The organism is Luteimonas huabeiensis HB2 (assembly GCF_000559025.1).
Lineage (GTDB): Bacteria > Pseudomonadota > Gammaproteobacteria > Xanthomonadales > Xanthomonadaceae > Luteimonas > Luteimonas huabeiensis.
Window position 1 is genome coordinate 25,831 of record NZ_JAAN01000041.1, and the last position, 18,347, is coordinate 44,177.

Annotated in this window: 14 protein-coding genes; 4 read left to right on the plus strand and 10 right to left on the minus strand. The window is 74.6% G+C overall.

The window, feature by feature from the left end:
- Nucleotides 1-380: 380 nt before the first annotated feature.
- The 8 genes from Z164_RS0116230 to Z164_RS0116265 form a co-directional block, all read right to left on the minus strand.
- On the minus strand, nt 381-1,358 hold the full coding sequence (locus Z164_RS0116230; RefSeq protein WP_024891731.1) for a transaldolase: 978 nt from the start codon (nt 1,356-1,358) through the stop codon (nt 381-383).
- Between the two features lie 64 nt (nt 1,359-1,422).
- A complete protein-coding gene (locus tag Z164_RS0116235; protein ID WP_024891732.1) occupies nt 1,423-2,127 on the minus strand; it encodes a response regulator transcription factor in 705 nt (234 codons plus the stop codon).
- A gap of 108 nt (nt 2,128-2,235) precedes the next feature.
- Complete coding sequence (locus Z164_RS0116240; RefSeq protein WP_024891733.1) at nt 2,236-4,383, minus strand: sensor histidine kinase; 2,148 nt, start codon at nt 4,381-4,383, stop codon at nt 2,236-2,238.
- On the minus strand, nt 4,380-5,231 hold the full coding sequence (gene cysW, locus Z164_RS0116245; RefSeq protein WP_024891734.1) for a sulfate ABC transporter permease subunit CysW: 852 nt from the start codon (nt 5,229-5,231) through the stop codon (nt 4,380-4,382). The genes Z164_RS0116240 and cysW overlap by 4 nt, the downstream gene beginning before the upstream one ends.
- Complete coding sequence (gene cysT, locus Z164_RS0116250; RefSeq protein WP_152540986.1) at nt 5,231-6,106, minus strand: sulfate ABC transporter permease subunit CysT; 876 nt, start codon at nt 6,104-6,106, stop codon at nt 5,231-5,233. The genes cysW and cysT overlap by 1 nt, the downstream gene beginning before the upstream one ends.
- Nucleotides 6,107-6,111: 5 nt before the next feature.
- Entirely contained in the window at nt 6,112-7,161 is a 1,050-nt protein-coding gene (locus Z164_RS0116255) for a sulfate ABC transporter substrate-binding protein (protein WP_024891736.1), read from the minus strand.
- 22 nt (nt 7,162-7,183) lie between these two features.
- Entirely contained in the window at nt 7,184-9,070 is a 1,887-nt protein-coding gene (locus tag Z164_RS22615) for an ABC transporter ATP-binding protein (RefSeq protein WP_024891737.1), read from the minus strand.
- 110 nt (nt 9,071-9,180) lie between these two features.
- Nucleotides 9,181-11,904 carry an HAD-IC family P-type ATPase gene (locus Z164_RS0116265; protein WP_024891738.1) on the minus strand — a complete coding sequence of 908 codons (2,724 nt, stop codon included), beginning with the start codon at nt 11,902-11,904 and terminating at the stop codon, nt 9,181-9,183.
- 212 nt (nt 11,905-12,116) lie between these two features.
- Here Z164_RS0116265 and Z164_RS21485 point away from each other — a divergent pair, with 212 nt between their 5' ends.
- Entirely contained in the window at nt 12,117-12,812 is a 696-nt protein-coding gene (locus Z164_RS21485) for a hypothetical protein (RefSeq protein ID WP_024891739.1), read from the plus strand.
- A 162-nt stretch (nt 12,813-12,974) separates the two neighbouring features.
- Nucleotides 12,975-13,232: a hypothetical protein gene (locus tag Z164_RS20835; RefSeq protein ID WP_024891740.1), complete on the plus strand. Its 258-nt coding sequence runs from the start codon at nt 12,975-12,977 to the stop codon at nt 13,230-13,232.
- Between the two features lie 43 nt (nt 13,233-13,275).
- Here Z164_RS20835 and Z164_RS0116280 read toward each other — a convergent pair whose 3' ends face one another.
- A complete protein-coding gene (locus Z164_RS0116280) occupies nt 13,276-14,055 on the minus strand; it encodes a polysaccharide deacetylase family protein (RefSeq protein ID WP_043690550.1) in 780 nt (259 codons plus the stop codon).
- 126 nt (nt 14,056-14,181) lie between these two features.
- Between Z164_RS0116280 and grxD the strand changes: the two genes are divergently transcribed.
- On the plus strand, nt 14,182-15,114 hold the full coding sequence (gene grxD, locus Z164_RS0116285) for a Grx4 family monothiol glutaredoxin (RefSeq protein ID WP_024891742.1): 933 nt from the start codon (nt 14,182-14,184) through the stop codon (nt 15,112-15,114).
- Between the two features lie 265 nt (nt 15,115-15,379).
- Here grxD and Z164_RS0116290 read toward each other — a convergent pair whose 3' ends face one another.
- Nucleotides 15,380-15,916 carry a DUF924 family protein gene (locus Z164_RS0116290; protein WP_024891743.1) on the minus strand — a complete coding sequence of 179 codons (537 nt, stop codon included), beginning with the start codon at nt 15,914-15,916 and terminating at the stop codon, nt 15,380-15,382.
- A 254-nt stretch (nt 15,917-16,170) separates the two neighbouring features.
- Here Z164_RS0116290 and fhuE point away from each other — a divergent pair, with 254 nt between their 5' ends.
- Complete coding sequence (fhuE, locus tag Z164_RS0116295) at nt 16,171-18,327, plus strand: ferric-rhodotorulic acid/ferric-coprogen receptor FhuE (RefSeq protein ID WP_043690518.1); 2,157 nt, start codon at nt 16,171-16,173, stop codon at nt 18,325-18,327.
- The last annotated feature ends 20 nt before the right edge of the window (nt 18,328-18,347 follow it).

Sequence of the window (18,347 nt, forward strand, 5' to 3'; positions counted from 1 at the left end):
CGGGAGAGGGGTTCCGGGCGTCCGCGACCGCCTCCCTTCTCCCGCGTGCGGGAAAAGGTGCCCCGCAGGGCGGATGAGGGCGCGCTTTTCAGCCTTGCCGCCACCCCTCGCCCTCACCCCTGCCCCTCTCCCGCAAGCGGGAGAGGGGTTCCAGGCATGCCGCGACCGCCGCCCTTCTCCCGCGTGCGGGAGAAGGTGCCCCGCAGGGGCGGATGAGGGCGCTTTTTCAGCCTCACCGCTCCCCCTCGCCCTCACCCCTGCCCCTCTCCCGCGAGCGGGAGAGGGGTTCCAGGCGTCCGCGACCGCCTCCCTTCTCCCGCGTGCGGGAGAAGGTGCCCCGCAGGGGCGGATGAGGGCGCGCTTTTCAGCCCGCGGCGACTTCAGCCGCCGCGCAACCGCGCGGCCACCGAGGCGCGCAGCGCGGCGAGGTCGGCGGCGAATGCGGCGATGCCGTCGCGCAGCTTCTCGCTGGCCATCGGGTCCGCGGCCAGGTCGGCCTCGAAGCGCGCGGCGTCCACCGGCTCGCGCGGCTGGCCGTCCGGGGCCTCGGGCACCAGCACGCGCGGCAGGTCGCCGTGGTCGGCATCCAGCGCCTGCAGCAGCTCGGGCGAGATCGTCAGCCGGTCGCAGCCGGCCAGCGCCTCCACCTGCGCGGCGGAGCGGAACGAGGCGCCCATCACCACCGTCGGCGAGCCGCGGCGCTTGAACTCGGCGTAGACGTCGCGCACGAAGCGCACGCCCGGGTCGTCGTCGATCGTCGCCGGCGCCTGGCCGTGCGCCTTGTACCAGTCGAGGATGCGGCCGACGAACGGCGAGATCAGGAACGCGCCGGCCTCCGCGCAGGCGATCGCCTGGGTGCGGTTGAAGATCAGGGTCAGGTTGCAGTCGATGCCCTCGCGCTGCAGCCGCTCGGCGGCGCGGATGCCTGCCCAGGTCGCGGCGATCTTGATCAGCACGCGCTCGCGCCCGATCCCGGCGGCCTCGTAGCGGGCGATGAACTCGCGCGCCTTGGCCGCCGTCGCCTCGGTGTCGTGGGACAGGTCGGCATCGACCTCGGTGGAGACGCGGCCCGGCACCAGCGCGCTCAACTTCGCGCCCACGCCGATCGTCAGCCGGTCCACCACCTCGCGCGCCGCTGCCTCGGCATCGCCGCCGGCCTTGCGCGCCGCTTCCAGCTCGCGCGCCACCAGGTCCGCGTACACCGGCAGGTCGAGCGCCTTGCGCACCAGGGTGGGGTTGGTGGTGCAGTCCACGGGCTTGAGCCGCGCGATCGCCTCGGCATCGCCGGTGTCGGCCACCACCACGGTCATCTCGCGCAGTTGCGCGAGCTTGGAGGGAGCGGCGGCGTTGGCGGACATGCGGAAACTCCTGGGCGGGTGCGGGCGGACACGATAGCCGGCCGCCGGCGGCAAATAAACCGCGCTACCGCGAGGGCGTGCCCGGCGGCGCGGCCTCGCCCGTGGCGAAGGCGTAGCCGGCGTTGTGGACGTACTCGATCCAGTCGCCGGAGCCGCCGATGCGGGCGAGCTTGTGGCGCAGGCGGTGGACGAGCTGCTTGAGCGCGTCGCGGTCGGCGGCGTCGCGGTCGGACCAGACGAAGCCGATGATGCGCTGCACGTCCACCGGCCGGCCCTGGTGGCCGAGCAGCAGCCGTAGCAGGCGCAGTTCCAGCGTGGACAGGCGCGCGGCGCCGCCGCCGGCCACGCGCGCCTCGCTGCGCTCGGCGTCGATGCGCAAGGGGCCTGCGGCGAGCACGGGTTCCTCGCCTTCGCCGCCGCGGCGCAGCAGCGCACGCACACGGGCCAGCAGCGCGCGCGGGCTGAAGGGCTTGCGCAGGTAGTCGTCGGCGCCCAGGTCCAGGCCGCGTACTTCGTCTTCCTCGTCGGCGCGCACGGTGAGCATCATCACCGGCAGGTCGCGGCTGCGGCGCAGCGCCTCCAGCACCTCGAAGCCGTCGCGGCCGGGCAGGTTCACGTCCAGCAGCACCAGATCCGGCGCCGAGCGCTCCACCAGCGCCAGCGCCTGGTCGCCGTCGAAGGCGACCAGCACCTCGTAGCCCGCGTTCGCCAGCGCGAAGCGCAGCAGGCCGGCGAGCTCGACGTCGTCGTCGACGATGAGGATGCGCATGGGGCAGGGGTCAGGGGCCGGGGGCCAGGGGGCAGGGGAAGGGCGGGAACGGGCGGCGGAAGGCGGGGTGCGGCGATCCGACAAGGATACGCACCGGGCCGGCGGCCGCTACTGACCGCTGTTCCCTGGCCCCTGGCCCCTGGCCTCCGACCCCTCCGCTTTCCCTGGCTCCTCGCCCCTGGCCTCCGGCCCCTCCGCGTCCCCTGGCCCCTGGCCCCTGGCCTCCGACCCCTGCCCCAAAGGCAGCACCACCCCGAACCGTGCGCCCTGGCGGTGGCGCGGCGGGGCGACGACCACTTGGCCGCCGTGGCGCTCGACCAGGGCGCGCACGATCGCCAGGCCCAGGCCGGTGCCGCGCTGGCTGGGCTCGTCGCGGGGGGCGCGGCGGAACGGGGCGAATAGGTCGGCGTGGGCGTCGGGGCCGGGCAGGCCCGGGCCTTCGTCCTCGATCCACAGCGAGACCGTGTCCGCGCCCCAGTCCAGCTCCACCCAGATCGTGCTGTCGTCGGGGGCGAACTTGTTGGCGTTGGCCAGCAGGTTCACCGCCACCTGCGACAGCCGCTGGCCGTCGCCGCGCAGGCGGCGCGCGCTGCGCGGCAGCCGCGCGTCCACGCGCTGGCCGCGCTGCTCGAGCAGCGGCTGCATCAGCGCCAGCGCGTCCTCCATCACCGCGACCAGGTCCACCTCCTCGTCGCGCAGGCGCATCTCGCCGGATTCCAGGCGCAGGCTGTCGAGCAGGTTGTCCACCAGTTGCGACAGCCGCAGCGCGGCGCGGTACTGCGCGGCGACCAGCTGCGCGGCCACCGGATCGTCGCCGTCGCGCAGGTGGTCGCGCAGCAGCTCGATGGCGGCCATCTGCGCCGAGAGCGGGGTCTGGAACTCGTGCGAGAGGTTGGCCAGGATCGCGTCGCGCATGGCGCGCGAGGCCTCCTCGCTGGTCTCCTCGCGCAGCATCGCGACCTGGCGCTCGCCGATCGGCGCGGCGGCGCGGATCACCAGGTTGCGCTCGCCGCCGCGCACGCGGTAGCGGCCGGCGGTCTGCGCGAGGCCGCCGGTGCGCGCCTCGCGCAGCGGCGAGGCGGGCGCGGCGTCGCCGGCCGGGTGCAGCACCTCGTCGAAGCGACGACCCAGGACCGCGTCCTCGGGCAGCCCGAGCAGCGCCAGGCATTGCCGGTTGGCGTAGCGGATGACCTCGTCGCCGTCGACGGCGACCACCGCGTCGCCGACGCCTTCGAGGACCATGTCCAGTTCGCGGCGCTGGCGACGCTCCTGGCCGGTGGCCGCGCGCAGCTGCCGGCGCATGCCCTCCAGGCTGTGCGCCAGCGCCAGCGGCTCGGCGAGCTCGGTGTCGGGCAGTTCCACCGGCGTTTCCAGATCGCCCACGCCCAGCCGCCGCGCGCTTTCGGCCAGGCGGTCGAACGGCCGCGCGATGCGCCGCGCCAGCCAGACCGCGACGCCGGCGGCCAGCGCGGCCACCAGCAGGCTGCCCAGGGCGAAGGCCAGCAGCCAGCCCAGGGCTTCCTCGCGGAAGGCGTCGCGCGGCACCGAGGCCACCAGCAGCGCGTCGATGTCCGCGCGCCCGTCCAGCCGCACCGGCTCGATGCGCAGCACCGCCGCATCGCCGAGCGGGCCCAGCGTCTCGGCGCGCCCGGTCAGCCAGGCGTGGCGGTAGGCGGTGCGCAGTTCGTCGTCGCCGCCCGCCGCCGGCTCCAGGATGTCGGCGGCGGTCAACAGCCGCAGCCGGACTTCGCCGTCGGCCGGCAGCACGTCGCGCCCGACCCGCTGGGCGACCAGGATCCGGGTCTGCATCGGCGCGTCGGGCACGGCGGTCGATTCCACCCGCCACAGCGTGCCGTCGGGCTCCTGCTGCAGGCCGGGCCGCTCGGTGTCCGGCGGCTGCACGCCGGTGGCCACGAACAGCTCGCCGCGGCGGTACACGGCGATGAAGTCCACCTGCGCGGTGGCGCGGAAGGTCTCCACGAAGGCGGCGGCGGCCTTGGGCTGGCCGCGGCGCAGGTAGCCGTGCAGCGAGGGCCGCTCGCCGAGCAGGTCGGCGGTGGCCAGCAGCTCGCGCCGCTGCACGTCCAGGCGCGCCAGGGTCTCGGTGGCCGCGCGCGTGGCCTGGCCCTCGGCGCGGTCCTGCAGCGAGGCGCGCAGCGTCTCGATCCCGGTGGCCAGCAGCAGCAGCACCAGCGCCAGCACCAGCCCGACGTGGCTGAGCACCAGCAGGCGCCACAGGCGGCGCGGCCCGCTCATCCGCCTCCGCTCCCGGCGCGGCGCGCGGCGTGCTCGATCCACGCCTTGGCCAGCAGCGTCACCAGCCCCAGCGCGGCCAGCAGCGAGGCCACCGCGAACGCGGCGGTGAACTGGTACTCGTTGTAGAGGATCTCCACGTGCAGCGGCACCGTGTTGGTCTGGCCGCGGATCTGGCCGGAGACCACCGAGACCGCGCCGAACTCGCCCATCGCGCGCGCGTTGCACAGCAGGATGCCGTACAGCAGGCTCCAGCGCACCGCCGGCAGGGTCACGTGCCAGAACGTGCGCCAGCCGCCGGCGCCCAGGGTGTAGGCGGCCAGCTCGGGATCGGTGGACTGCTCCTGCATGTAGGCGATCAGCTCGCGGGCCACGAACGGGAAGGTCACGAACAGCGTCGCCAGCACGATGCCGGGCACGGCGAACACGATCCGCCATTCCAGCGCCGCCAGCGCCGGCGCGAACCAGCCCTGGGCGCCGAACAGCAGCACCAGCACCAGCCCGGCGACCACCGGCGAGACCGAGAACGGCAGGTCGATCAGGCTCACCAGCACGCTCTTGCCGCGGAAGCGGAAGCGGGTGAGCGCCCAGGCCGCGGCGAGTCCGCAGGCGACGTTGATCGGCACCGCGATCGCCGCCACCAGCAGGGTCAGGCGCACCGCGGCCAGGGCGTCGGGCTCGGTCAGCGCGGCGACGAAGGTGCGCCAGCCGCCGGCGAAGGCCTGGCCGAACACCAGCGCCAGCGGCAGCCCGAGGAACACCAGCAGGAAGGCCAGCACCAGCCCGATCAGCGTGCGCCGCAGCCAGGGCGGGTCGCGCTGCGCCGGCGGGTAGGCGTCGACGGCGGCCATCAGGCGCTCCCCGCGCCGGGCCGGCTGTGGCTCCAGCGCTGCAGCAGGTTGATCACCATCAGCATGGCGAAGGAGATCAGCAGCATGGTCACCGCCAGCACGGTGGCGCCGGCGTAGTCGTATTCCTCCAGCCGCACCACGATCAAGAGCGGCGCGATCTCGGAGACGTAGGGGATGTTGCCGGCGATGAAGATCACCGAGCCGTACTCGCCGACCGCGCGCGAGAACGCCAGCGCGAAGCCGGTCAGCGCGGCCGGCGCGATCTGCCGCGCCACCACCCAGCGCAGGTTCTGCCAGCGGCTGGCGCCCAGCGAGGCGGCGGCCTCCTCCAGCGAGGCGTCGAGTTCCTGCAGCGCCGGCTGCACCGTGCGCACCACGAACGGCAGGCCCACGAACACCAGCGCCACCAGGATGCCGGCCGGGCTGGACGCCACGTCGATGCCCAGCAGCGCCAGCGGCCGCCCGAGCCAGCCGTGCTCGGCGTACAGCGTGGCCAGGGCGATGCCGGCCACCGCGGTGGGCAGCGCGAACGGCAGGTCCACCATCGCATCGAGCAGGCGCCGGCCGGGGAAGCGGTAGCGCACCAGCACCCAGGCGGTGACGGTGCCGAACACCAGGTTGACCAGCGCCGCGGCCAGCGACAGCCCGAAGCTCAGGCGGTAGGCGGCCAGCGCGCGCGCGCCGGTGGCGATGTCCCAGATCTGCGCCGGGCTCAGCTCGGTGAGCTTGAGGAAGGCCGCGGCGATGGGCAGCAGCACGATCAGCCCCAGCCAGGCCAGGGTGATGCCCAGCGTCAGCCGGAAGCCCGGGTGCACCGGGCGCGCGCGGCGACGGCGCGCCGCGGGCGCGCCGGCCGGTCCGGCGTCGGCGGGCAGCGCGCTCAACGCCCGCCGCGCGCGGCGAAGATGCGGTCGAAGCGGCCGCCGTCGGCGAAGTGCTCGGCGTGGGCGCGCGCCCAGCCGCCGAACTGCTCGTCGATGGTGAACAGCTCCATCGGCGGGAACTCGGCGGCGTGCTCGGCGAGCACGTCGGCGTCGCGCGGGCGGAAGTGGTGCTTGGCCGCCAGGCGCTGGCCCTCGGGCGTGTACAGGAACTGCAGGTACTCGGTGGCCAGGGCCTCGGTGCCGCGCGCGCGCGCGACCTTGTCCACCACCGCCACCGAGGGCTCGGCGAGGATGCTCAGCGGCGGGCGCACGATCTCGAACTGGTCGGCGCCGAACTCCTGCAGCATCAGCAGCGCCTCGTTCTCCCAGGCCAGCAGCACGTCGCCGATGCGTCGCTGGACGAAGGTGTTGGTGGAGCCGCGCGCGCCGGTGTCGAGCACCGGCACCGAGCGGAACAGGCGGGTCAGGAAGGCCTCGGCGTCGGCCTCGCTGCCGCCGCGGCGCACCACCGCGCCCCAGGCGGCCAGGTAGTTCCAGCGCGCACCGCCGGAGGTCTTCGGGTTGGGGGTGACCACGGCGATGCCGTCCTGCGCGAGGTCGGGCCAGTCGCGGATGTTCTTCGGGTTGCCGCGGCGGACCAGGAACACGATGGTCGAGGTGTAGGGCGCGCTGTTGTGCGGCAGCTCGGCCTGCCAGCCGGGATCGATCAGGCCGGCGCGGGCGATCTCGTCGACGTCGCCGGCCAGGGCCAGGGTGACCACGTCGGCCTCCAGGCCGTCGATCACCGAGCGCGCCTGGCGGCCGGAGCCGCCGTGCGACTGCCGCACCTCGACCGGGCCGTCGGCGCGCGCGCGCGAGAACGCCTCGTTGAACTCGGCGTAGAACTCGCGCGTGGGGTCGTAGGAGACGTTGAGCAGGGTGCGCGGGCCGTCCGCGCCGCCGTCGGCGCGGTCGCCGCCGCAGGCGGCCAGCGCCAGCAGCGCGGTCAACAGCAGGCCGGCGCGCAGGACGCGGTGCGGCAGGCGGAACGGGGAACGGTCGGTCATGGCGGGGAGCCTCCGGGAACGGTCAATCGGCAGCCGCCGCCCCGGGCGCGGCGCGGCGGGCGAATTCGGCGCTGGGCAGCAACGCCAGGTCGGCCTCGTCGGGCTGCACCATCAGCAGCGCCCAGCGGCCGTCGAGGGCGCGCAGCCGCGACTGGTGGCGCGGGCCGAGCGCGGCGTGCGGGCCGAGGTCGAGGGCGATCACGTCGGCGTCGGCATCCAGCGGCAGGCCGCCGCGGCGCGCGGCCTCGGCGGCCGCGTCGGCATCGCGGTCCTCGGTCCAGGCCACGCTGCGCCGGGCCAGCGCATCGCGCCAGCCGGTCGCCTCGTCGCCGGGCTCGTCCGGCTGCAGGTCGCGCACTTCCACGTCGGCGCCGCTGGCGCCGGCGATCTCGGCCAGCAGTTGCAGGTCCGGCGGGCTGGCGGCGAAGGCGCGCAGCAGCACCAGCCAGCGCGCCGGGGACGCCGCCGCCAGCGGATCGCCCTGGGCCGCGGCCAGCAGCACCTGCCGGGTGCCGGTGGCCTGCAGGAACGCCAGCAGGCGCGCGGGTTCGCGCATGCCGGCCGGCAGGATCACCAGGTCGTAGCTCTCGCCGGCCAGGTGCGCCTGCGCGGCCTGCCAGGGATCGGCCTCGTGCGGGCTGGGATCGACCATGCGCAGGTCGCCGGCGAAGGCCTGCCGGTAGCGCTCCAGCGGCGCGCGCAGCGCCGGCGCGCGCACCGCGCCGCCGAGCAGGGTCACCAGCGCGTGGGTGCGTTCGCCCCAGGCCAGCGCGCGCACGGCCAGGGCGTGGCCGTCGGCGTCGTCGGGCGCCACCACCAGCACCCGCAGGTCGGGCTGCGGCACCGCGTGCAGGTGTTCGGCATACAGGGTGACGGCATCGCCCGGCGCCAGCGGCAGCCGCTCGGCGGCCTCGTTGGCGCGCAGCGCTTCCAGCAGGAAGCGCCGCGCGCGCGCGCCGGCGCCGGCGTGCAGCGAGAGGTACACGCGCTCGCTGGCGCCCAGGTACTCCACCCGCTCCACCACCGCCGGGTGCACGAAGGCCTCGCGCGCGGCCGGCGCCGGCGCGTCGGCGCGCAGCAGCCGCAGGGTCTCCGGACGCAGCAGGATCTTGACCCGCTGCGGCACCGCGTCCGGGTCGCGCGCGCCCGGCAGCAGGCGGATGCGCGCGCCGGCCGCGGTCAGCTCGCCCGGCAGCAGGTTGGCGCGGCCGACGAAGCTGGCCACGAACTCGGTGCGCGGCTCGCGGTAGAGCTGGCGCGGCGTGCCGGCCTCCAGCAGCCGCCCGCGGTGCAGGACCATGATGCGGTCGGCGACCGCGAACGCCTCTTCCTGGTCGTGGGTGACGAAGATCGCGGTCGCGCCCAGCCGCTTGAGCAGGTCGCGCAGGCCCTGCCGCAGTTCCTGGCGGATGCGCGCGTCCAGCGCGCCGAAGGGTTCGTCGAGCAGCAGCAGGCGCGGGCTGTGCGCCAGCGCGCGGGCCAGCGCGGTGCGCTGGCGCTGGCCGCCGGAAAGCTGCGAGGGAAACTTGCGCGCGCTGCCGCCCAGCCCGACCAGTTCCAGCAGTTCCTCGCGGCGCGCCTGCCGGGTGCGGCGGTCGACGCCGCGCACGCGCAGCGCGAACTCCACGTTGTCGGCCACCGACAGGTGCTCGAACAGCGCGTAGTTCTGGAACACGAAGCCGAGGTCGCGCTGCTGCGGCGGCAGGCCGGTGACGTCGTGGCCGTCCACGCGCACGCGGCCGGCATCGGCCGCGGTCAGGCCGGCGACGATGCGCAACACCGTGCTCTTGCCACTGCCGCTGGGGCCGAGCAGCACGATCAGCTCGCCGGCCTCGACCCGGAACGAGACGTCCTGCACGACCGCGCGGCCGGCGTAGCGCTTGGTCAGGCCCTGGACTTCGAGCGACATGGGATTCCCGGCGGGTCGATGCTGCATAGCGTCAAGGCGTTCCGGTCACGGCGTCAGTCTCGATCCGGTTACGGCCCGGTTACGGACCGCGCCCGATACGCCCGCACGGCCTACGCGCGCACCTCGCCGAACACAGGCCAGCGCCGCAACAGCGCCTTCTCCACCTCCAGCACCGCCATCACCGCCACGCCGATGCCCAGCACCACCAGCCCGTCGGCGAGCAGGACCGGGCGGCTGTCGAACACCGCGTGCATCGCCGGCCAGTAGGTGAAGGCGAGCTGCGCGACGATCACCCCGGCCAGCGCCCACAGCACCGCCGGCGTGCCCGCCGCGCCGCGCAGTGTGAACGACGTCATGTGCAGGTAGCGCACGTTGAACAGGTAGAAGATCTCCATCACCACGATGGTGTTGACCACCAGCGTGCGTGCGGTCGCCTCGTCCAGCCCGCGCGGCCCCAGCGCGTACCAGAACACGCCCAGCGCCCCGGCCACGAACAGCAGCGAGACGAAGATCACCCGCCACAGCAGGAACGGCGACAGCAGCGGCGCCCCGAACGGCCGCGGCGGCCGCCGCATCACCCCGTCCTCGGCCGGCTCGAAGGCCAGCACCAGGCCCAGGGTGACCGTCAGCACCAGGTTGATCCACAGGATCTGCGCGGCGGTCATCGGCATCGCGAAGCCGGCCAGGATCGCGGTCGCCACCGCCAGCACCTCGCCGCCGTTGGTGGGCAGGGTCCAGCCGACCACCTTGCGCACGTTGTCGTAGACCACCCGGCCCTCGTGCACGGCGGACACGATCGAGGCGAAGTTGTCGTCCAGCAGCACCATCTCGGAGGCCTCCTTGGCCGCTTCCGTGCCCTTGCGGCCCATCGCCACGCCGACGTCGGCCTGCTTCAGCGCGGGGGCGTCGTTGACGCCGTCGCCGGTCATCGCCACCACCGCGCCGCCGGCCTGCAGCGCGCGCACGATGCGCAGCTTGTGCTCCGGGCTGGTGCGCGCGAACACCGCGGTGTCGCGCGCCAGCGCGCCGAGCGCGTCGTCCGCCACCGCGTCCAGCTCGGCGCCGGTCACCACCCTGGGATCGTCGGCGATGCCGAGCTGGCGGGCGATCGCCGCGGCGGTCGCGCCGTGGTCGCCGGTGATCATCTTCACCGCGATGCCGGCGCTGCGGCACTGCGCGATGGCCTCGACCGCCTCCTCGCGCGGCGGATCGATGAAGCCGACCAGCCCGAGCAGCTGCACGCCGTCGTCGAGATCGGCGAAATCCACCGTGTCGGCGCCGTCGGGCATGCGCTTGCAGGCGAAGCCGAGCACGCGCTCGCCCTGCGCGGCGGCCGCGGCGATGCCGGCCTCCCAGGCGGCGCTGTCGAGCGGCTGCGCCGCATCGCCGGCGAGCTGGCCGCGGCTCATCGCCAGCAGGCGCTCCGGCGCGCCCTTGACGAACAGCATGCGGCCGCCGTCCGGGGCGCGGTGCAGCGTGGCCATGAAGCGGTGCTGGGCGTCGAACGGGATCTCGTCCAGCCGCGGCCACTGCGCGCGCTCGTGCGCCGGATCCAGTCCGGCCTTCATCGCCAGCGCCACCAGCGCGCCCTCCATCGGGTCGCCATCGACGAGCCACTGCGCGCCCTGCCGGCGCAGCGCGGCGTCGTTGCACAGCAGCGCGCCGCGCAGCAGCGGCCCCGCGGCGGCCTGCGCGGCGATGTCGTCGCCGCCGGCGTCCTCGCCGGTCAGCGCGCCCTCCGGCGCGTAGCCGCTGCCGCCGGCGCGCAGCGCGTGGCCGGGCACCAGCACGCGGCGCGCGGTCATCTCGTTGCGGGTCAGGGTGCCGGTCTTGTCGGAGCAGATCACCGAGGTCGCGCCCAGCGTCTCCACCGCCGGCAGGCGGCGGATCACCGCGTTGCGCGCGGCCATGCGCTGCACGCCGATGGCCAGCGTGATGGTGATCACCGCCGGCAAACCTTCCGGCACCACGCCCACGGCCAGCGCCACCACCGCGATCAGCGCCTCGTCCCAGGCGAACTGGCGCACCCCCACCGCGAACGCGAACAGCGCTGCGGCGCCGGCCAGCGCCACCCAGGTGAAGCGGCGGCCGAACCGGTCGATCTGCCGCAGCAGCGGCGTGGTCAGGGTCTTGACGCTGCCGATCAGGGTGCTGATGCGACCGATCTCGGTGTCCGCGCCGGTCGCCACCACCACGCCCACGCCCTGCCCCGCCGCGACCAGGGTGCCGGAATAGGCCATGCCCACGCGATCGCCCAGCGGCGCGTCCGCGGCGACCGCGGCATCCGCCTTCTCCGCCGCCACCGATTCGCCGGTCAGCACCGCCTCGTCGATCAGCAGCGACTTCGCGCGCAGCAGGCGCAGATCGGCCGGCACCCGGTCGCCGGCCTCCAGCAGCACCACGTCGCCCGGCACCAGCGCTTCCACCGCCACGCGCTCGCGGCGCCCGCCGCGCAGCACCGCCGCCTGCGGGGCGATCATGTCGCGGATCGCGTCCAGCGCGCGCTCGGCCTTGCCCTCCTGCACGAAGCCGACGATGGCGTTGACCACCACCACCGCCACGATCACGCCGGCGTCGACCAGGTGCCCCAGCACCGAGGCCGCGACCGCCGCCGCGAGCAGGAAGTAGATCAGCGCATTGTTGAACTGGGCCAGCAGGCGCAGCCACGGCGGCCGCCCGCGGGCGGCGGGCAGCGCGTTGGGCCCGTGCCGCTGCAGCCGGCCGGCGGCCTCCTCGGCGCTCAGGCCGTCGCGCGTGGCCTGCAGCGCCTCCAGCGCCTGGTCGGCGCTGCGGGCGTGCCAGTCGTGGCGGGTCGGGGGATCGCGGTCGGCCATGGGCGTGCTCGGAGGTGGGGATGCCGTACGTCGGAACGGGCGCGCGCTCTTGCGCGCCGTCGACGGAACTGTTGCAGACTAGCCGGGCAGCGCGCGAGCACGTTGACTTCGGTCAATGCCGCGGGCCGGCGCCCCGCTACCCTGGCCGGGCACCGCGCGTACCGCTTCCGGACATTCCCCAGGACTTCCGTCCACACACGAAGGAACCCGCGATGAGCACGCCCACCCTGCCGCTTGCACTGTACAAGGCCAACCTCGACCTGTGGCTGCGGATCAGCGAACTGCTGGAGGAGAACCGCAGCCAATGGGTCGCCCTGCTCGCGCGCGAGATCGACGACGGCGCGGCGCAGACCGGCGCGGAAGCGGCCGCGCTGCGCTCGGGCGACTGGCAGGCGCTGGCGCTGCTGCCGGGCCAGGCCCTGCAGCGCTTGGTCGAGCACGGCGTGGGCGACCTGCAGGCCGCCGCGCAGACCGCGCTCGGCAACCAGATGACCTTCGCCACCGGCTTCCAGCAGGCGCTCGCCGACTGGCAGCAGGCCACCGCGTCCGCGCTCGGCGAGCTGGGCCGGGTGGATCTGCCGGGCGGCCTGCAGGAGGTCTTCGAGCAGGCCCTGCAGGGCTGGACGGCGCTGCCCGATGCGCTGGCCGCCTTCGCCGGCGGCGGCGCCGGCGCCGGACGCGGCGCATCGGGCGATGCGCGGCCACCCCGGCCCGCGCCGGCACGCCAGGCGCCGGCCGCCAAGCGCACGAGCGAGCGCGCGGACCGCCCCGCCACCGCGACCAGGCGAACGGCGAAGAAGGCGGCGAAGCGCACGACGAAGCAAGCCGCGACGAAGCGGGCCGCCAAGCCCGCGCGCAAGACCGCCGCGCGCACCGCCAAGCGCCCGGCGCGCAAGCGCGGCGCCTGAGCCGGCGCATCCTGGCATCGGGCCCGCGCATCGACGCGCGCGGCCCGGTGCGCGCGCGCGGACGTCGCGGGGCCGGCGTTCGTGCGTCCGCCGCCGCGGCCTTGCCGCGGCGACCACGCATGCCCGCGCATGCTCGGGCCTCCCCCTCGTGCGGAGACCGCAATGAACGCGCGCGACATCCGATCCGACACCGACCCGGCCGCCGGCGACGCCGACGACGCCCTCGCGCAGCGCGGCGGCCCCGTGCTGCGCGATCCGCGCTCACGCGCGGCGCTGGACAACATCGGCGACGACGACCAGGCCAACCTGCTCGATCCCGAACTCGACGAACAGCCGGGCGACCTCGATTCCGGCGGCCGCTCCTTCGCCGACGACGTGCGCAGCGACGTCGGCAACGGCGACAACGGCGAGCCGCGCTGAACGCGACGCCGGACACGGCCCGCGCGGCGCGGGAGCACCGTGCCTACGCGGGCGCGGCGTCCAGCGCCTCGGGCAGCACGGTGGCGTAGCCCAGCGCGTCCAGCCGCGCCAGCAGGGCGGCGATCATCTCCACGTTGCGGCCATGCCGCGCGCCCTCGTGCAGCAGCACGATCGCGCCGGGCGCCAGGTCGCGCTCGATCGCGGCGACCATCGCCGCGGGATCGTCGCGCACGGCATCGAAGCCGCGCGCGCTCCAGGCCACCCGGGTCAGCCCCGCCGCGCGCAGGGGCGCGGCGACGAACGGGTTGGTCATGCCCACCACCGAGCGGAACCAGTGCGGCGGCCGCCCCGCGAGCGCGGCCAGCACCGCCTGCGCCTGCGCGATCTCCGCGCGCATCCGCCGCGGCCCCAGCGCCCAGAACCACGCCTGCGGATGGGTCTGGCTGTGGTTGCCGATGCCGTGGCCGCGGCGGACGATCTCGGCCACCAGCGCCGGGCGCGCGGCGGCGCGCGCGCCGACCAGGAAGAAGGTCGCCTTCGCGCCGTGGCGGTCGAGCAGGTCGAGGATCGCGGCGGTGTCGTCGGAAGGGCCGTCGTCGATGGTCAGCCACACCGCGCGCCCGCGCGCCGGCAACCGCGCCAGCACCGGCGCGTACAGCCGCGCGCGCGGCAGGAACACCGGCACCACGCACAGCGCGTGGCTGGCCAGCAGCGCCGGCAGGCCCGCGCGCCAGCCCCAGGCCAGCCACACCGCGAGCACCGCCAGCTGCGACAGCGGGATCCACAGGCACCAGGCGTACGGAAACCGCGGCACCCGACGCAACGCCGCCGGCGCCGCGCCATCGGCGGCGCCCGCGTGCCGCGGGACACCCCGCAGTGTTTCCCGGGCGCTCATGCCCGCATGATGCCACGCGGTTAAAATGGCCGGCCCACCCGCCAGAGCGCCGCCATGACCCTGTCCCCCGCCGTCCGCACGCGGATCGAATCGCTGCTGCAAGGCAACCGCGTGGTGTTGTTCATGAAGGGCCAGCCGTCGATGCCGCAATGCGGTTTCTCGGCCAAGGCCGCCGGCATCCTCGGCGGGCTCGGGGTGGAGTTCGCCCACGTCGACGTGCTGGCCGATCCCGAGATCCGCGAGGGCATCAAGGCCTACGGCAACTGGCCGACGATCCCGCAGCTCTACATCGACGGCGAACTCGTCGGCGGCAGCGACATCATCGAGGAGATGGCCGAATCCGGCGAGCTCAACAGCGTGCTGGGCCTGCCGCCGGTGGACCGCACGCCGCCGTCCGGGGTCACCGTCACCCCGGCCGCGGCGAAGATGCTGCGCGAGGCGCTGGACGGCGCCGGCGCGGGCAGCGCGCTGTCGCTGGCCATCGACGGCCGCTTCCAGCCGCGCTTCCAGATCGTGCAGGCCAGCGACAACGCCATCGCCGTCGAGAGCGAGGGCGTGCGCATCCAGTTCGACGCCGCCAGCGCGCGCCGCGCCGACGGCATCACCATCGACTGGGTCGACGACGTGCGCGGCAAGGGCCTGATCGTCGACAACCCGAACGCGCCCAAGCCGGTGCTGCCGCTGGTGCCCGCCGAGGCGGACGCGCGCGTGCGCGCCGGCCGCCTGACCCTGGTCGACGTGCGCCCGCGCGACGAGCGCGCGCTGGCCTCGGTCGGCGTGCCCTTCGAGACCCTCGACGGCGACGGCCGCGCGCGGCTGGAGGCGCTGCCCAAGGACACCGCGCTGGCGTTCCTGTGCCACAGCGGCGGCCGCAGCCAGCAGGCGGCCGAGCATTTCCGCGCGCTCGGCTTCACCGAGGTCTACAACGTCGAGGGCGGCATCGACGCCTGGGCGGAGACCGTGGACGCCGGCATCCCGCGCTACTGACGGCCGCGCCCGCCGCCCCAGGCCGGCGAGCGTTACGGACGGGTACGGAGTCGCCCCCTTCCCCGCGGCCGGGAAGGTGCCGAGGGCGGATAGGGCGCGTCGCCAGCGCCGAAAGCACCCTCATCCGGCGCTGCGCAGAAGGAACGGCATGGGCCCGCTTGCGGGAGAAGGAACAATGTGGGGCCCGCTTGCGGGAGAAGGGACGACCCTGCGGCCGCGCGCTGGAGCGCGACCGCTCGGCGCCGCGGGCCGGCGTCGATGGGGCCTAGAACCCGCCCCCGGCGTCCAGCCAGGCCTGCTCCTTGGGCGTGCTGACGCGCCCCAGCGCGCGATTGCGGTGCGGGAAGCGGCCGAAGCGCTCGATGACCTCGCGGTGGGCGACGGCGTAGCGCGCGTATTCGGCGTCGCCCAGCGCGGCGAACAGCCGCACCGCTTCGTGCTGGTCGTCCAGCGCCTCGGAATGCTCGAACGGCAGGTAGGCGAAGGCGCGCAGCGCGGGTTCGATCCGCGCATCCACGCCGGCGTCCACGATGCGGCGGGCGTAGTGCAGCGCGAGGCCATCGGTGGCGAAGGCGTGGCCGCTGCCGCGGAAGACGTTGCGCGGGATCTGGTCGAGCAGGATCAGCAGCGCCAGCGCGCCATCGGCGCTGCCCAGCCAGTCCTCGCGCTCGCGCCGGGCGGCGGCATGGTGGTCGTCGAGCAGGCGCTCGCGGCATTCCAGGTCGAAGGCTTCGCCGCCGTTGAACCACCGGGCCCGCCCCGCATCGCGCCAGAACGCGACGATCTCATCGGCCGTCGTCATCGCCATCGTTCTCCATCGGTCCGGCGGACAGCATAGCCGCGCCGCGGGCGCGCCGTACCTCGACATCGGCGTGGCCGCGTTGAAGAATACGCGCGCCGTTCCCGCCCCCGCTCCGCCAGCCGGGACCTCCGTGCCCCCGGTCGCCCCCCGACCGCCCGGGCCGGTGCAGTCGAAGCCAGCCGCATCCACGCGCCGAGGCCGTCGCCCCGGTGCGCGGCGAGCGTGCATCCGTCCGCTTAAGACTGGAGCCCCCCATGACCCGCTTCGCCTCTCGCCGATCCGCAGCGCGTCCCGCGCTGCGCCCCACCTTGCTCGCCGCGCTGTGCGCGCTGGCGTCGGCTCCTGCCGCCGCGCAGCAGCCCGACGCCGGCGACGCAGTGACCACGCTCGACCGCATCGACGTCCGCGGCGAGCGCCCGGCCCGCTATGCGGTCGACAAGACCGCCGCCGGCACCCGCCTGGAACTGGCCCCTCGACAGATCCCGCAGTCGGTCAGCGTGATCACCCGCGACCGTATCGACGACCAGCACCTGCAGAGCATCGCCGACGTGCTGGGCAACGTCACCGGCATCTCCGGCAGCCGCAGCGACAGCGAGCGCTACGAGTTCTACGCGCGCGGCTTCTACATCGACAACTTCCAGTTCGACGGCATCCCGACCACGATGGTGCAGAACTGGAGCTACGGCGACGCGGCGCTGGACCTGGCGTTGTACGACCGCGTCGAGGTGGTGCGCGGCGCCACCGGGCTGCTGACCGGCGCCGGCAATCCCTCGGCCTCGGTGAACCTGGTGCGCAAGCGCGCCGACAGCCGCGAGCCGACCGGCAGCGTGGCGGTCAGCGTCGGCCGCTGGGGCGAGGTGCGTGCCACGGCCGATGCCACCACCCCGCTCAACGCCAGCGGCACGGTGCGCGCCCGCGCGGTCGCCAGCCGCCACGACACCGAATCGCACATGGAGCGCTACGAGGTACGCAAGACGCTGGGCTACGCGACGATCGAGGCCGATCTGGGCGAGCGCACCGTGCTGAGCGTCGGCTACGACTACCAGAAGAAGGAATCCGACGACGTCACCTGGGGCGGCTTCCCGCTGTGGTACGCCGACGGCAGCCGGACCGACTACCCGATCCGCTTCAATCCCGGCGCGGACTGGACCTACTGGGACACCACCGTGCGCCGCGCCTTCGGCCGCCTGGAGCACGCGTTCGGCAACGGCTGGCGGCTCAGGCTCAACGCCACGCGCGACGAGACCGAGGCCGAAAACAAGCTGTTCTATCCCTTCTACACGATCTACGGCTTCGACCGCGAGACCGGCGGCGGCGTGGTGCCGTATTCCGGCTACTACCGCACCGAGCGCGAGGTCGACGGCGCGGACGCCTACGCCGACGGCCCGTTCCAGGCCTTCGGCCGCGAGCACCAGCTGGTCGTCGGCGCCAGCTACAACCGGCGCGCGTACGTCAACAACGGCACGTTCGACTTCCCCGGCCCGATGGACAGCTACCACGGCTGGACCGGCGCCTGGCCCGAGCCCGACTGGACGCCGCTGGCCGTGCAGAGCGACGGCACCACCACCCAGAAGGCGGCCTACGGCGCGGCGCGGCTGTCGCTGGCCGACCCGCTGACGCTGATCCTCGGCGCGCGCCGCACCCGCTGGGAGAACGCGCACTGGGAAGGCGGCATCACGTCCCGGCGCGAGTTCGAGGAGACCACGCCCTACGCCGGCCTGGTCTACGACATCGACGACACCTGGTCGGCCTACGCCAGCTACACCGACATCTTCCAGCCGCAGGACGCCAAGGACGCCGACGGCGCCTACCTCGACCCGATCGTGGGCAAGAGCTACGAGGCCGGGGTCAAGGCGGCATGGTTCGACGACCGCCTGAACGCCTCGCTGGCGATCTTCCGCATCGAGCAGGACAACCTGGCCCAGGACACCGGCCAGCTGCGGCCGGGCACCAACGAGGCCATCTACGTCGCCGCCCGCGGCACCGTCAGCGAAGGCTTCGACCTCGAGCTGAGCGGCGAGCTGTCGCCGGGCTGGAACGCCACCTTCGGCGCCTCGCACTACACCGCGCGCGACGCCGACGACGCCTCGATCAACACCCAGCTGCCGCGCACCACGCTCAAGCTGTTCACCGGCTACACCCCGCAGGGCGCCTGGAACGCGCTGACCGTGGGCGGCGGCGTCAACTGGCAGAACCGCACCTACTACCACGACGCGACCCACGGCACCTTCCAGCAGGACGCCTACGCGCTGGTCGGCCTGTTCGCGCGCTACCGCTTCGCGCCGGAGCTGGCGGTGCAGCTCAACCTCGACAACGTGCTCGACAAGCGCTACTACGCGCAGTTCAACGGCGGCTACGGCGCCTGGGGCCGGCCGCGCAGCGGCACGATCACGCTGACCTACTCGTTCTGAGCCGCCGCGTCGGGCGCGCT